This is a genomic window from Herbaspirillum sp. SJZ106 (genome assembly GCF_006715495.1).
GTDB lineage: Bacteria > Pseudomonadota > Gammaproteobacteria > Burkholderiales > Burkholderiaceae_D > Herbaspirillum.
Map to the genome: position 1 here is coordinate 704,107 of NZ_VFNI01000003.1, position 14,072 is coordinate 718,178.

At 62.4% G+C, this 14,072-nt stretch carries 15 protein-coding genes; 5 read left to right on the top strand and 10 right to left on the bottom strand.

What is annotated here, in order from left to right:
• Window positions 1–126: 126 nt before the first annotated feature.
• Window positions 127–1,533, top strand: coding sequence for an MFS transporter (locus FB598_RS13030; RefSeq protein WP_141914912.1), 1,407 nt, complete (start codon window positions 127–129; stop codon window positions 1,531–1,533).
• 3 nt (window positions 1,534–1,536) lie between these two features.
• Here the strand turns inward: FB598_RS13030 and FB598_RS13035 are convergent, their stop codons facing one another.
• On the bottom strand, window positions 1,537–2,463 hold the full coding sequence (locus tag FB598_RS13035; RefSeq protein WP_141914250.1) for a LysR family transcriptional regulator: 927 nt from the start codon (window positions 2,461–2,463) through the stop codon (window positions 1,537–1,539).
• A 131-nt stretch (window positions 2,464–2,594) separates the two neighbouring features.
• Here FB598_RS13035 and FB598_RS13040 point away from each other — a divergent pair, with 131 nt between their 5' ends.
• Window positions 2,595–3,353, top strand: coding sequence for a 3-oxoacyl-ACP reductase family protein (locus tag FB598_RS13040; RefSeq protein WP_141914249.1), 759 nt, complete (start codon window positions 2,595–2,597; stop codon window positions 3,351–3,353).
• Between the two features lie 163 nt (window positions 3,354–3,516).
• Here FB598_RS13040 and trpC read toward each other — a convergent pair whose 3' ends face one another.
• The 7 genes from trpC to rpe all read right to left on the bottom strand — a co-directional run bounded on the left by trpC (window position 3,517) and on the right by rpe (window position 9,833).
• A complete protein-coding gene (trpC, locus tag FB598_RS13045; protein ID WP_141914248.1) occupies window positions 3,517–4,317 on the bottom strand; it encodes an indole-3-glycerol phosphate synthase TrpC in 801 nt (266 codons plus the stop codon).
• Between the two features lie 14 nt (window positions 4,318–4,331).
• The gene (locus tag FB598_RS13050) at window positions 4,332–4,964 is read right to left on the bottom strand and encodes a LysE family translocator (protein WP_141914247.1); all 633 of its coding nucleotides are present in this window, start codon (window positions 4,962–4,964) and stop codon (window positions 4,332–4,334) included.
• 22 nt (window positions 4,965–4,986) lie between these two features.
• Window positions 4,987–6,024, bottom strand: a complete 1,038-nt coding sequence (gene trpD / locus FB598_RS13055; RefSeq protein WP_141914246.1) for an anthranilate phosphoribosyltransferase — start codon at window positions 6,022–6,024, stop codon at window positions 4,987–4,989.
• A gap of 38 nt (window positions 6,025–6,062) precedes the next feature.
• Complete coding sequence (locus tag FB598_RS13060) at window positions 6,063–6,638, bottom strand: aminodeoxychorismate/anthranilate synthase component II (RefSeq protein ID WP_141914245.1); 576 nt, start codon at window positions 6,636–6,638, stop codon at window positions 6,063–6,065.
• Complete coding sequence (gene trpE, locus FB598_RS13065; protein ID WP_141914244.1) at window positions 6,639–8,135, bottom strand: anthranilate synthase component I; 1,497 nt, start codon at window positions 8,133–8,135, stop codon at window positions 6,639–6,641.
• Window positions 8,136–8,455: 320 nt separating this feature from the next.
• Entirely contained in the window at window positions 8,456–9,136 is a 681-nt protein-coding gene (locus FB598_RS13070; protein ID WP_141914243.1) for a phosphoglycolate phosphatase, read from the bottom strand.
• 31 nt (window positions 9,137–9,167) lie between these two features.
• Window positions 9,168–9,833, bottom strand: coding sequence for a ribulose-phosphate 3-epimerase (gene rpe, locus FB598_RS13075; protein WP_141914242.1), 666 nt, complete (start codon window positions 9,831–9,833; stop codon window positions 9,168–9,170).
• A gap of 243 nt (window positions 9,834–10,076) precedes the next feature.
• On the opposite strand from rpe, the gene apaG reads away from it, so the two are divergent.
• Entirely contained in the window at window positions 10,077–10,451 is a 375-nt protein-coding gene (gene apaG, locus FB598_RS13080) for a Co2+/Mg2+ efflux protein ApaG (RefSeq protein ID WP_141914241.1), read from the top strand.
• A gap of 42 nt (window positions 10,452–10,493) precedes the next feature.
• On the opposite strand, the gene FB598_RS20750 is transcribed toward apaG, so the two are convergent.
• Window positions 10,494–10,742 carry a hypothetical protein gene (locus FB598_RS20750; RefSeq protein WP_183405847.1) on the bottom strand — a complete coding sequence of 83 codons (249 nt, stop codon included), beginning with the start codon at window positions 10,740–10,742 and terminating at the stop codon, window positions 10,494–10,496.
• Here FB598_RS20750 and FB598_RS13085 point away from each other — a divergent pair.
• On the top strand, window positions 10,642–11,880 hold the full coding sequence (locus FB598_RS13085; protein WP_141914240.1) for a murein transglycosylase A: 1,239 nt from the start codon (window positions 10,642–10,644) through the stop codon (window positions 11,878–11,880). The two genes, FB598_RS20750 and FB598_RS13085, sit on opposite strands and share 101 nt — an antisense overlap.
• 95 nt (window positions 11,881–11,975) lie before the next feature.
• Here FB598_RS13085 and FB598_RS13090 read toward each other — a convergent pair whose 3' ends face one another.
• The gene (locus FB598_RS13090; protein ID WP_141914239.1) at window positions 11,976–12,413 is read right to left on the bottom strand and encodes a universal stress protein; all 438 of its coding nucleotides are present in this window, start codon (window positions 12,411–12,413) and stop codon (window positions 11,976–11,978) included.
• A 158-nt stretch (window positions 12,414–12,571) separates the two neighbouring features.
• On the opposite strand from FB598_RS13090, the gene FB598_RS13095 reads away from it, so the two are divergent.
• On the top strand, window positions 12,572–13,348 hold the full coding sequence (locus FB598_RS13095; protein ID WP_183405823.1) for an enoyl-CoA hydratase: 777 nt from the start codon (window positions 12,572–12,574) through the stop codon (window positions 13,346–13,348).
• Window positions 13,349–14,072: the final 724 nt, after the last annotated feature.

The following is a 14,072-nucleotide window of genomic DNA, read 5'->3' on the forward strand; positions in this document are numbered from 1 at the left end:
GGCCTGCAGCAAAAAACGCCGGCGCATGCCGGCGTTTCGCATCGCCGCCATCGAACAGGAAAAGGGAAGGAACGCCAATTGGGAAATGAAGACCAGCTCCAGCCGGATACGGATACGCGCGTGCGCATGCTGCCCTACATCGTGGCGGCAACCTTTTTCATGGAGTACCTCGATACCACCATCATCGCCACCGCCTTGCCGCAGATGGCGCAGTCCTTCGGCGTCGGCCCCAATGAGCTGAGCCTGGGCATGACGGCCTACATGCTGACGCTGGCGGTGTTCATCCCGATCAGCGGATGGGTGGCCGACCGCCTGGGTTCGCGCACCGTGTTCGGCGCGGCGATCGTCATCTTCACGCTGGCTTCCATCCTGTGCGGCTTCTCGCAAAACGTGGTGGAGTTCACCGCGGCGCGTGTGCTGCAAGGCCTGGGCGGCGCGATGATGGTGCCGGTCGGGCGCATGATCGTGGTGCGCAGCACCGGCAAGGCCAACCTGATGAAGGCGATTGCCACCATCACCTGGCCGGCCATCGTGGCGCCGGTGGTGGGGCCGTCCATCGGCGGGTTCATCACCACTTATGCGTCGTGGCACTGGATCTTCCTGATGAACGTGCCGTTCGGTATCGCCGCGTTCGCCGCCGTGATGCTGATCGTGCGCAACGACCACGGCGCCAGCAAGCGTCCGCTGGACCTGGTCGGCTTCGTGCTCTCGGGCGCTGCGCTGACCTCGCTGCTGTACGGCACCGAGATCGCCAGCCACATGGAATCCAACCTCAAGGTCGCGCTCGGTTTCATCGCCGGCGGCATCGTGCTGGGCTGGTTCGCGTATCGCCACGCCCAGCGTGCCGAACATCCGCTGCTGGATTTTTCCAACCTGAAGATTCCGACCTATTCGGTCACCGTCGTCACCGGCTCGTTCACGCGCATCGGCATCGATTCCGTGCCTTACCTGATGCCGCTGATGTTCCAGATCGGCTTCGGCCTGTCGGCTTTCCAGTCGGGATTGCTGCTGCTGGCGACCGCCCTCGGCAACCTCGGCATGAAAGCGTTCACCACGCGGGTATTGCAACGTTTCGGTTTCCGCCGGGTGGCCGTCAGCAATGCCGCCATCGCCGGCTGCCTGATCGTCGCATGCGGGCTGTTGACGCCGGATGCGCCATTGCCGATGACGCTGGCCGTGATCTTTTGTTACGGCCTGTCGCGTTCGATGCAGTTCTCGACCCTGGCCACGCTGGCCTACGCCGACATCAGCGATGCGCGCAAGTCATCGGCCAGCACCTTGTGGAGCGTGGCGCAGCAGATGACCATCGGTATGGGGATCGCCTTCGGCGCGCTGGCGCTGCGTATCGCGGCCTACTTCCGCGGCGAGTCTATCGATGCGGCCGGCGCGCATTTCACCTTGGGCGATTTCCAATGGGCATTTGCCATGGCCGGTGCGGTCACGCTGGTTTCGCTGCAGGGGTATCGCGGCCTGGCGCGTGATGCCGGCAGCAACATCGGCGGCGGCATGCGTGCGGCGCAGCCCAAGGGCTGAGGTTCAGCGTATTGCCGAGAAGCGCTCCGCCAGCTTTTGCGCGCGGAAACGCTCCACCATGAAATCCACGAACACCCGCGTCTTGGCCGGCAGCAGCCGCGCCGCGGTGAAGTACAGCGACAGTATGCCGCTGTCCACGTACCAGTCCGGCAATACCCGCACCAGCGCGCCGCTGTCCATGTAGACCACCGCGTGCGGCATCGAGACCAGCGTCACGCCCAGGCCCATTGCGGCAATCTCGCAGGCGGCGTTGGGATCGTTCACCGTCATTTTTACCTTCAGGGCCACCGGGGCTTGCGTACCGTCGCGGTCGCGTAGCGTCCATGGGCGTATGCGCCCGGTTTGCGGGGAGCGGATCAGGATGCCGTCGTGCTGCGGCAGGTCTTGCGGGGAACGCAGCGGTGCATGGCTGGCGAGATAGGTCGGGGAAGCCAGCAACACGCGATGCGCCGGCCCCAGCTCGCGCGCCACCACGCCGGGCGAGAGTTCGGTGCCGCCGGCGATGGCGGCATCGAAGCCTTCGGCGATCAGGTCCACCGGGCGGTTGTCGAAATGCCAGTCGGGCGAGATGGCGGGATAGCGCTGCAGGAAGTCGCCCAAGAGCGGCACGACGTATTCGCGCCCGAACCCGCTGCCCATGCTGACCTTGAGCGTGCCGGCCGGCTGCCCGCCAGCGCTGGCCAGGTTGGCCACTGCGTTGCGTATGGTCTCCAGGCCGCCGCCGACTTCCTGCAAGAACCGCTCGCCGGCTTCGGTCAGCGTCAGCTTGCGCGTGCTGCGCTGGAACAGGCGTACGCCGAGATTGGATTCAAGCCGGGCGACATTCTTGCCCACCGCCGCCGAAGTCAGGCCAAGGCGGCGGGCGGCAGCTGAAAAGCTGCCGGCATCGGCCGAGGCGACGAAGCACTCGATGCTGTTCATGGTTTCCATTTTTTGATTTTAAACCTTTGGTTTAAAAAGAAGATAGTGATTGCCATCTAGTGTTGACATAATCTGACGGCGATACTTGCTTCAACCCAGCAGGGTTTAACGCTTAACCACACTGAACCAGGAGCAAGATCATGTCGAACCAACAATCCAATCCATCCCTCGTGTCCAAGGTCGCTTTCGTGCAAGGCGGCTCGCGCGGCATCGGCGCCGCAATCGTCCGGCGCCTGGCGGCGGAGGGCGCTACCGTCGCCTTTACCTATGTCACCTCGCCGGACAAGGCGCAGGCGCTGGTCAGCGAAGTCGAAGCCGGCGGCGGCCGTGCGCTGGCGATCCAGGCCGACAGCGCGGACGCCGTCGCGCTCAAGCAGGCCATCAGCATCGCGGCCGAAACCTTCGGCCGCCTGGATATCCTGGTCAACAACGCCGGCGTGCTGGCGCTGGGCCCGGTCGAGGAGTTCAAGCTGGACGACTTCGACCGTACGCTGGCGGTGAACGTGCGCAGCGTGTTCGTGGCCACGCAGGAGGCGGTGCGTTATATGAAAGAAGGGGGCCGAGTGATCACCATTGGCAGCACCAATGCCGAACGCATGCCGTTCGCCGGCGGCGCGGCCTACGCGATGAGCAAGTCGGCGCTGGTCGGTCTGACCAAGGGCTTGTCGCGCGATCTCGGTGCGCGCGGCATCACCGTGAACAATGTACAGCCCGGCCCGGTGGATACCGACATGAATCCGGACAGCGGCGATTTCGCCGAGACGCTCAAGGGGTTGATGGCATTGCCGCGTTACGGCAAGGTGGAAGAGGTCGCCAGCTTCGTGGCGTATCTGGCGGGGCCGGAGGCGGGATATATCACTGGCGCCAGCTTGTCGATTGATGGCGGTTTCTCTGCCTGAAAAAGCCGTTTCCCCTGTTGCCAGGGGAACGGCTTGATCGTTATACGTCGGTACGCCTTCGATACGCGGCGTTGCCGCTACTCAGTCCGAACGGGCAATCAGGACATTTCCGTTCGGACTGAGTAGCCGCTCTGCGGCGTATCGAGGGCGCGTCGGTGTCGATTCAGGCGAACAAACGCGCCAGCTCCACGCCCGGCTCAGGCGCGCGCATGAAGGCTTCGCCGACCAGGAAGGCATGCACGTTAGCGTCGCGCATGCGCTTGACGTCGTCCGGCGTGGCGATGGCCGATTCGGTGATCACCAGCTTTTCCGGCGGGATGCGCGGCAACAGGCCCAGCGTGGTGTCCAGCGTGGTCTCGAAGGTGCGCAGGTTGCGGTTGTTGATGCCCAGCAGGCGGGTCTTGAGCTTCAGCGCGGCGTCCAGTTCGGCGGCGTCGTGCACTTCCACCAGCACGCTCATCCCCAATTCATGGGCACAGGCTTCCAGCTCGGCCATCAGGCCGTGGTCCAGGGCGGCCACGATCAGCAGGATGGCGTCGGCGCCCCAGGAGCGGGCCTGGTAAACCTGGTAGAGGTCGACCATGAAGTCCTTGCGGATCACCGGCAGCGCGCAGGCGGCGCGCGCCTGCTTCAGATAGTCCGGCGCGCCCTGGAAGAATTGCTCGTCGGTCAGCACCGACAGGCAGGCTGCGCCGTGCTGTGCATAGCTGACGGCAATATCGGCCGGGCGGAAGTCGGGGCGGATCACGCCCTTGGATGGCGAAGCCTTCTTCACTTCGGCGATCACGCCGGCATGGCCGGCGGCGATCTTGTCGCGCAAGCCGCCTTCGAAGCTGCGCAGTTCGGAACGCAGTTCGCTGTCGGATTCGACGTCGCGGCGCAGGCTGGCGAAGTCGCGCTGCTTCTTGGCCGCGCGGATTTCCTCGGCCTTGACGTCGAGGATCTTGTTGAGGATGTCGGACATGATGTTCCTGGAAATTATTTACGTTCGTCCAGCGCCAGGCGCACCGCCAGCGCGCCCAGCATGGAACCCATGATGTAGCGTTGCGCGCGCAGCCAGCCCTGGTTGCGGGCGAAAAAGCCGGAGATGCCGGCGGCCGAGAACACGATCACGGAGTTGACCGAGAAGCTGATGGCGATCTGCGTCACGCCCAGCATCACGCTTTGCAGCAGCACGTTGCCGTGTTCGGGATGGATGAATTGCGGGAACAGCGACATGTAGAACACCGCCACCTTGGGATTCAGGACGTTGGTCAAAAAACCCATGCGAAACAGCGTGGCAGGCGAGTCCGGCGGCAGTTCACGGGTCTGGAATGGCGAGCTGCCGCCCGGCTTGACCGCATTCCATGCCAGCCACAGCAGGTAGGCGGCGCCGGCCAGCTTGACGATGTCGTAGGCCATTGGAATGGCCAGAAACAGCGCGGTCAGGCCGAAGGCGGCCGCCGCCATGTGCACCAGGAAGCCGACCGCCACCCCGCACAGCGAGATGATGCCGGCCGCGCGCCCCTGGCAGATCGAGCGCGATACGCAATAGACCATGTTGGGGCCGGGCGTGAGCACCATCACCAGCGAGGCGAGGGCGAAGAGCAGAAGGTCGTGGGGGGCGATCATGATGATTCTCCGGAGGGTCGGGTCAGTGCTTGTCGCCCAGTTGGCGGGTGACTTGTACGAACTGGTCGAGCTTGGCGCGCGCGGCGCCGGAGGCGATGGTGGCGCGCGCCTTGTCCAGGCCCGCGGCGATGGACGGTACAGCGCCTGCCGCGTACAGGGCGGTGGCCGAGTTGAGCAGCACGATGTCGTGCACCGGGCCGGGTTTGCCTGCCAGCGCTTCGAAGATTTTTTCCTTGGACTCGGCGGCGTTGGCAACTTGCAGGTTGCGGCTGGCGAACATCGACAGGCCGAAGTCTTCCGGATGGATCTCGTATTCGCGGATCTCGCCGTTGACCAGTTCGCCCACCATGGTGGCGCCGCCCAGCGTGACTTCGTCGAGGTTGTCGCGGCCCCAGACCACGATCGCATGCTGCGCGCCCAGGCGCTGCAGCACGCGTACCTGGATGCCGACCAGGTCGGCATGGAATACGCCCATCAGGATGTTGGGAGCGCCGGCCGGGTTGGTCAACGGCCCCAGGATGTTGAAGATGGTGCGCACGCCCAGTTCCTTGCGCACCGGCGCCGCGTGCTTCATGGCGGCGTGGTGGTTGGGCGCGAACATGAAGCCGATGCCGGTCTGGGCGATCGACTGCGCCACCTGTTCCGGTTGCAGGTTGATGTCGGCGCCCAGCGCCTCCAGCACGTCGGCGCTGCCCGACGAGGACGACACGCTGCGTCCGCCGTGCTTGGCCACGCGCGCGCCGGCGGCGGCGGCCACGAACATCGACGCGGTGGAAATGTTGAAGGTGTGCGCGCCATCGCCGCCGGTGCCGACGATGTCGAGCAGGCCGGTGGTGTCGGCCATCGGCACCTTGGTGGCGAATTCGCGCATGACCTGGGCGGCGGCGGCGATCTCGCCGATGCTTTCCTTCTTCACGCGCAGGCCCATGGTGAGGGCGGCGATCATGACCGGCGACATCTCGCCGCCCATGATCTGGCGGAATAGCGTCAGCATCTCGTCGTGGAAGATCTCGCGATGTTCGATACAGCGCAGCAGCGCTTCTTGCGGGGTGATGGGCATTTGTCTTTTCCGTTGGAGTCGATGGGACCGTGCGCGGCTTACGCGTGCGCGCTGCCGGTCAGGAAATTCTTCAGCAGCGCGTGTCCGTGTTCGGACAGGATCGACTCGGGGTGGAACTGCACCCCCTGCAAGTCGAACTCCTTGTGGCGCACGCCCATGATTTCGCCATCGTCGGTCCAGGCCGTCACCTCCAGGCAATCGGGCAGCGTGGCGCGCTCGATGGCCAGCGAGTGGTAGCGGATCACCGTATAAGGGCTGGGCAAATCCTTGAATACGCCTACGCCGGTATGCGCGATCCTGGAGGTCTTGCCATGCATGACCTGCTTGGCGCGGATGATGTTGCCGCCGAAGGCTTCGCCGATGGCCTGGTGGCCCAGGCATACGCCGAGGATGGGCAGCTTGCCGCTGAATTGCTTCAACAGGTCGACGCAGATGCCGGCTTCCTTGGGGCTGCAGGGGCCGGGGGAGAGGCAGATGCGCGCCGGGTTCAGCTTCCTGATCTCATCCAGCGTGATCTCGTCGTTGCGGATGGTCAGCACTTCCTCGCCCAGCTCGCCGAAATATTGCACCAGGTTGTAGGTGAAGGAGTCGTAGTTGTCGATCATCAGCAGCATTTAGATTTCTCCGTCCAGGCCGTCTTGCACTTGTTCCGCGGCACGCAGCACGGCGCGCGCCTTGTTTTCGGTTTCTTCCCATTCCATTTCCGGCACCGAGTCGGCGACGATGCCGGCCGCGGCCTGCACGTAGAGCGTGCCGTCCTTGATGACGCCGGTGCGGATCGCGATGGCCACGTCCATCTCGCCGCCGAAGGAGAGGTAGCCGCAGGCGCCGCCGTAGATGCCGCGCTTGGTCGGCTCCAGCTCGTCGATGATTTCCATCGCGCGCACCTTGGGCGCGCCCGACAGCGTGCCGGCCGGGAAGGTGGCCTTGAGCACGTCGAGGTTGGACATGCCGGGCTTGAGGATGCCTTCGACGTTGGAGACGATGTGCTGCACGTGCGAATATTTCTCGATCACCATCTGGTCGGTGACCTTGACGCTGCCGGTGGCGGCGATGCGGCCGATGTCGTTGCGCGCCAGGTCGATCAGCATCACGTGCTCGGCGATTTCCTTGGGATCGGCCAGCAGTTCGCGGGCCAGTTGCTCGTCGCGTTCGATGGTGGAGCCGCGCGGGCGGGTGCCGGCCAGCGGGCGGATGGTGATCTTCTTCTGGCCGTCGCCGATGGATTCGTTGCGCACCAGGATCTCGGGCGAGGCGCCGACGATCTGCATGTCGCCGAAGTTGTAGAAGTACATGTAGGGCGACGGGTTCAGCGAACGCAGCGCGCGGTACAGCATCAGCGGCGAATCCACATAGGACTTCTTCAGGCGCTGGCCGATCTGCACCTGCATCAGGTCGCCGGCCATCACGTATTCCTTGGCGCGGACCACGGCTTTCAGGTATTCGTCCTTGGGGAATTCGCGGACGGTTTCGGTGCGCACCGATCCGGTGGTCACCGGGGCGTCGGCCGGGCGACGCAGCATGGCGCGCAGGTCCTTGAGGCGCTGGCGCGCCTTCGAATAGGCTTCCGGGCGGGTCGGGTCGGCGTAGACGATCAGGTAGAGCTTGCCGGAGAGGTTGTCGATCACCGCCAGCTCTTCGGTCAGCAGCAGCTGGATGTCGGGCAGGCCGAGGGTGTCCTTCGGCGCGCTGCCTTCGAGGCGCTTTTCGATGTAGCGCACGGCGTCGTAGCCGAAATAGCCGGCCAGGCCGCCGCAGAAGCGCGGCATGCCGGGGCGGATCGCCACCTTGAAGCGCGCCTGGTATTGCGCGATGAATTCCAGCGCATTGCCTTCGGCGGTCTCGACCACGGTTTCGTCCTTCAAGACTTCGATCTTGCTGCCGCGGCAGCGGATCTTGGTCGAGGCCGGCAGGCCGATGAAGGAATAGCGCCCGAAGCGCTCGCCGCCGACCACCGACTCCAGCAGGAACGTGTTCTTGCCGGTGTTCTGGCTCTGCGCCAGCTTGAGATACAGCGTGAGCGGCGTCTCCAGGTCGGCAAAGGCCTCGGTGATGAGGGGGATGCGGTTGTAGCCTTCGGTGGCCAGCGATTTGAATTCGAGTTCGGTCATATTCACTCCAGACCGCTATTGTAGAACACGCAGCGTGGGCCTCGACGCAGGCTGCGCGCAGGATATGCGCGCATACAGCGGGGGCCGGAAGCGGACTCTCGTCAGCGGTTTCGTTAAAGAAATGCGGGAAATGCAGTGTTGCAACAACGTCCTGGCAGCAGGCGCGGCCAAGGGCAAGGCATCAGTCAATGTGCCTGGAATTGCCAGCGTCGCCACAGCCAGGCCTCAGGGGCGGCTGTATGTTGGGCGGTGCGTTTGTTGTTGCGAAACATTGATGTGCTGGTCGCGGTTTGGTGTGTTGGCCGGAGATTGACAGGGTGTCAATCCGCCGAGATTTGCTGCGCTGCTTCGAAAAGCGTTTGAACTATACCATCGGAATCGACATCGTGTATAGATTCGCCGTGGTTGTAGCCATACGGCACGTTGAGCACGCGGCAACCGGCCGCGCGCGCGGCCTGGGCGTCGTTGGAGGAGTCGCCGATGGCCACCACCTGCGCCGGTTCCAGGCCAAAATCCTGGCATACCTGCAGCAGCGGCATCGGATCCGGTTTCTTTTTTGGGAAGGAGTCGCCGCCGTAGACCACGTCGAAAAAGCCGCGCAGGCCTTTCTTGTCCAGCAGCGGCAGCGTGAACGAGAGCGGCTTGTTGGTCACGCAGGCCAGCCGCAGTCCCTTGTCCTTCATCGCCTGCAGGCCTTCCTTGACGCCCGGGTAGAGCGCCGAGAAGTCGCCGTTGATGGCGAGGTAATGCTCGGTGTAGGAATCCAGCGCCTGCTGGAAGTACTGTTCGGCCTCGTCTTCGGCGTAGTCCACGGCCAGCACGCGGCGCATCAGGTTTTCGGTGCCCTTGCCGACGAAGTTGACGATCGTTTCCTGCGCCAGCGGTTGCAGTCCCAGCTCGGCGCGCATGCGGTTGACGGCGACGTGGAAGTCGCCGGCGGTATCGAGCATGGTGCCGTCAAGGTCGATGATGGCGGCTTTGATGTGGTTCAGCTGGCTCATGGCGTGGGGCGGGAAGTCGAATGGAGACGGATCAGACCTGTGCCAGTTCGGCGCGCATGGCGTCGATCACGGCCTTGTAGTCCGGCTTGCCGAAGATGGCCGAGCCGGCCACGAAGGTGTCGGCGCCGGCGCGGGCCGCCGCGGCGATGTTGTCGATCTTGATGCCGCCGTCCACTTCCAGCAGGATGTCGCGGCCGGATTCATCGATGCGGCGGCGCACTTCGGCGATTTTCTTCAAGGCCTCGGGAATGAAGGACTGGCCGCCGAAACCGGGGTTGACCGACATGATCAGCACCATGTCGATCTTGTCCATCACGTGGTCGAGGTAATGCAGCGGCGTGCCCGGGTTGAACACCAGGCCGGACTTGCAGCCGTTGTCGCGGATCAGTTGCAGCGAACGGTCGATGTGTTCCGAGGCTTCCGGGTGGAAGGTGATCAGGTTGGCGCCGGCTTTGGCGAAGTCGGGGATGATGCGGTCCACCGGCTTGACCATCAGGTGCACGTCGATGGGCACCTGCACGTGCGGGCGGATCGCTTCGCACACCAGGGGGCCGATGGTCAGGTTGGGCACATAATGGTTGTCCATCACGTCGAAGTGGATGAAGTCGGCGCCGGCGGCGACGACATTGCGCACTTCCTCGCCCAGGCGGGCGAAATCGGCGGACAGGATGCTGGGGGCGATACGGTAGGTCGGCATGGCTGAAATGAAGTGATGGCTTGATCGACGGCGGCTTCCGGGGCGGGCCGGCCCTTGCGTTGGCGGGCCGGCGGACGAGGGGCCGCAAAAGGCGTTATTTTACTCCTATGGCTCCGCCTTTGATGAGCTGGCGCAACCCTGCGGCTTGCGCTGCATGCTGAATTCGTGTGCAATCTGGGGTGTTTGCGCCAAGGCGCGAATTTCCGCCCGGCACACATCATCACAACAAAACAGGACACCCACATGGCAGCGTATGAGTTTACGGTGACGGTCAAGACGCAGTATCTTGAGGAGCAGTCCGATCCCTCGCGCTCGCACTATGTGTTCGCTTATGCGATCACCATCGTCAATACAGGCACCGTGCCGGCGCAACTGATCTCGCGCCACTGGGTGATCACCGATGCCAACAATCATGTGGAGGAAGTGCGCGGCCTGGGGGTGGTGGGTCACCAGCCCTTCCTGCAGCCGGGGGAGCGGTTCGAGTACACCAGCGGCACCGCAATGAAGACGCCGCAGGGCAGCATGCATGGGGAATATTTCTGTGTCGCGGAGGATGGCGAGCAGTTCGATGTGCGCATCCCCGAATTCGTGCTTTCGCTGCCGCGCACGCTGCATTGATGCGGGCTGTCCCGTTCATCCGCATAAAGGCATGCGGATTTTTTATTCCTTGCCGTTGTCTTCCTTCTCTCGCGCATCCGGCCTGGCTGCCGGCGGGCCGGATTTCTCCTTGCGGCCTGAAAACATGGTCCACCAGACGATGAAGACCAGGACAAAAAGGGCGGCGCAGGCCTCCAGAATCAACCACAACATGAATTCGTCTCCGATGTTATTGAACCGTCTTGCTACTTTTTCCGTGTTTCCCGTGCTGAAGCGCCTCAGTGTACCTGCATTGGCGGTATCGACTGCCATGCTGCTGGCGGCCTGCCAGACCACGCCGCCGGCGACTACTACCGCACCGTCCACGACCAAGCCATCCGTGCGGCCCGGGCCGGCCATGCGCGCGGCCAGCTTCTCGCAACTGCCGGGCTGGAACAACGATGACCTGCGCGAGGCCTGGCCGGCGCTGCAGTCGTCCTGTTCGGTGCTGATCCGCAGGCCCGAATGGCGCGCGGCCTGCGGCGCGGCGCAGCAGGTCGATGCTTCCGACCAGGGTTTCCTGCGCGCTTATTTTGAAACCTATTTCACGCCTTACCAGTTGTTCAATCCGGACGGCACCGATTCCGGCCTGGTCACCGGCTATTACGAGCCCTTGCTGCGCGGCTCGCGCCGCCGCGCCGGCCCGTACCAAACGCCGCTGTATCAGGTGCCCGACGATTTGCTGACGATCGACATGGCCAGCGTCTATCCCGAGCTGAAGAACCTGCGCCTGCGCGGCAAGGTGGTCGGCCGCAAGGTGGTGCCCTATCCCAGCCGCGCCGAGTTGACGCAGTCTAATGCGCTGGACGGCAAGGAGCTGGTGTGGGTGGATGACCCGGTTGAGGCCTTCTTCCTGCAGGTGCAGGGCTCGGGCCGGGTCTACCTGCCGGAATCCAGGGAAACCATCCGTCTGGCCTATGGCGACCAGAATGGCCGGCCCTACAAATCCATCGGCCGTTACCTGGTCGACAAGGGCGAGATGACGCTGTCGCAGGCCTCCGCCCAGAATATCAAGGCCTGGGTGCAGGCCAATCCGGCGCGCAAGGAGGAACTGCTCAACGCCAACCCTAGCTATGTCTTCTTCCGTGAAGAAAAGCTGCCTGACCCGTCCAAGGGGCCCAAGGGCGCGCAAGGCATTCCGTTGACGCCGCAGCGCTCGATCGCCATTGACCCGCAGCATGTGCCGCTGGGGGCGCCGGTATTTTTGTCGACGACCCAGCCCAACAGCGACCGGCCGCTGCAGCGCCTGGTGGTGGCGCAGGATACCGGAGGCGCCATCCGCGGCGTGGTGCGGGCGGACTACTTCTGGGGCTTTGGCGATGAGGCGGAAGATAAGGCGGGCTCGATGAAGCAGCGGGGGATGATGTGGGTACTGCTGCCCAAGGGAATGAATCCGCCGAGCGGCAATTAAGTTTCTTTTATGCAATCAAAACCTGCCCCTGTATATATAGGGGCAGGTTTTTTTGTTTCCTGTATTCCTATTTATATAAGGGAATAGGGAAAAGACTAGCGCAGGACCAGAACCGGAACGCTTGAATGCGCCAGCACCTTCTGGGTCTTGCTGCCGAGAAAGATACGTGAAAGCCCGCTGCGGCCATGCGAAGCCATGAAGATGACGTCGCATTGGTAGGTTTTGGCGGCATTGACGATTTCCTCGTCTGGCGCAAACGACAGCATCGTCGCGGTCTGGCAGGGGACGCCGGCAGCCTGGGCGGCGTCGGCGATCTTTTTGACGTGCTGCTCAGCCAGCGAGCGGACGTTGTCCTCATACAGGCCGGGGTCGATCGCCATCGAGCTCTCGGCCAGGGGGGAGAAGGGGTAAGGCTCGGCGACCGAGATGCCGACGATCTTGGCGCCGCAATGTTTGGCGTAGTCGATGGCATTGACGATGGCCTTGTCGGACCGTTCGGAACCGTCGGTAGGAACAAGTATGGTCTTGAACATGAGAGCCTCCTTATATGATGTGTGTTGAAGAGGTACTTCCACTATAGTCTTTGATGTCCTTGCCCGCCTGAAATTCCGGTGTGCGATTGCGCCAAGTCAGATTTGTTGATTATTCTGGCGCATGCCATTTACCAATCATCAACAAGAAGGAGACTTGCATGAGCTATGAAAACATCCTGGTGGAAACCCAGGATAAGGTCGGCCTGATCCGCCTGAATCGCCCCAAGGCGCTCAATGCCCTGAACGATGCGCTCATGAGCGAGCTGGGGGAGGCGTTGCTGGCCTTCGATGCCAACCCCGATATTGGCTGCATCATCATTACCGGCAGTGAAAAGGCCTTCGCCGCTGGCGCCGACATCGTCGGCATGGCCAACTACAGCTATATGGATGTATTCAAGGGGGAGTTCATCACCCGCAACTGGGAAACCATCCGCCGCGTGCGCAAGCCGGTGATCGCGGCGGTCGCCGGCTTCGCCCTGGGCGGCGGTTGCGAACTGGCGATGATGTGCGACTTCATCCTTGCCGCCGACACCGCCAAATTCGGCCAGCCAGAGATCAAGCTGGGCATCATCCCCGGCGCCGGCGGCACGCAGCGCCTGCCGCGGGCCATTTCCAAGGCCAAGGCCATGGAAATGGCCCTGACCGGCCGCATGATGGGGGCCGAAGAGGCCGAACGCGCCGGACTGGTCTCGCGTGTCGTCGCTGCCGACCAGCTGCTGGACGAGGCGCTGGCGACGGCCAGGACGATTGCGGAGATGTCGCAGCCGGTGGCGATGATGGTCAAGGACTCGATCAACCGCGCTTATGAATCCACGCTGGCTGACGGCATGAAATACGAACGGGCGTTGTTCTATAGCTGTTTTGCTACCGATGACCAGAAAGAAGGGATGAAGGCTTTCATTGAGAAGCGTGCGCCGGTCTTCAAGAACGCCTGATTGAGATTATTCTCGGGCCTCAGACGCAAGGCCCGGATAGCGAAAATGCCCACCCTGTTAGGGGCGGGCATTTTTTTTGAATTATTTCCGTACAACGGGGAATGCCGCAACGCCAGTGCTGGCGCGGGTTTGGCGGTGGAGGTTGGGTGCGGTGGAGGTGATTGGATAAATTATTTTTCATTATTTTTAAAAAAGTACTTGCGCGGGATGTGGTGGGTTGCTATAGTTCGCCCCCTGCTGACGCGACACACGAAGCGACGAGAAAAACGAAGCGGAAATAGTGCGCGAAGCAGAGGGAAGTTGAAGGGAAAGTTGGGGTTTGAGCGGTAAGAAACTTCAGCAAAAATTTTTAAGAAAGCGTTAAAAAAGTAGTTGACGCAAATTAAAAATGACCTCATAATCTCGTTTCTCTGCTGCTGACAAACAAAACGATTTGCCAGCGACGCGAACGAAGCGAAAGCGACGGACGCGACAGACAAGATCTTTAAAAATTAACAGCCGATAAGCGTGGGCGTTTAATGAAGTGCGACAGACCTTCGGGTCTGGAAACTTTAAACATTAAATGCTCACAAGAAATATAGGTAAGATCGCAAGAAATTACCTGTCAGTATTTTGAGAGAGCGACACCTTTCGGGGTGGCCAGAAATGGCACAAAACAGAGATTAAACTAAAGAGTTTGATCCTGGCTCAGATTGAACGCTGGCGGCATGCCTTACACATGCAA